At 43.8% G+C, this 544-nt stretch carries 1 protein-coding gene; it reads left to right on the forward strand.

Annotated features, from left to right (window positions below; genetic code table 11):
• On the forward strand, nucleotides 1–405 hold a 405-nt coding region (locus R7044_RS27485; RefSeq protein WP_225456261.1), incomplete at its 5' end, for a DUF2780 domain-containing protein.
• Nucleotides 406–544 lie beyond the last annotated feature (139 nt).

Here is a 544-nt window from a genome sequence, read left to right on the forward strand (position 1 = left end):
GTAGATAAGAGCAGCAAAAATGGTCTTATGGATATGGTAAGCCAAGGCCTAAATGCAGAATCTTCACCTCTTACTGAGCTACTAACGAGTCAGCTACCAGTTTCGACAGAACAAGCTGCAGGTGGCAGCAGTGCCCTAATTGCACTTGCTCAAAGCCAACTGTCTCAACAAAACAGCACGGAATTGCAGTCATTGATCCCTGGATTATCCAACTTGAAAGGTGCACAAAGCCTGTTAGGTAACATCGAAAGCTTGAGTGCCATACAAAGCGCATTTAATACACTAGGACTAGACCCATCGATGATCAGCCAATTTGCACCAGTGATTTTAGGTTACCTAAATGAGCAAGGAGCAAGTGAGGGATTATTGAAGTCTTTAAGCGGTCTATGGACGAGCGGTAAGTAAATTCGCTTTAAGCGAAATCCCCACCGAAATAGAAGTAAAAAGAATGGGAGCCTACAGACAGTAGGCTCCCATTTTTGAGCAAATTACAGATACAAAAAAGCCGAGCTAACGCTCGGCTTTCTCGTTCTTACGAACTGAT

This window comes from Vibrio sp. 1402, assembly GCF_033340275.1.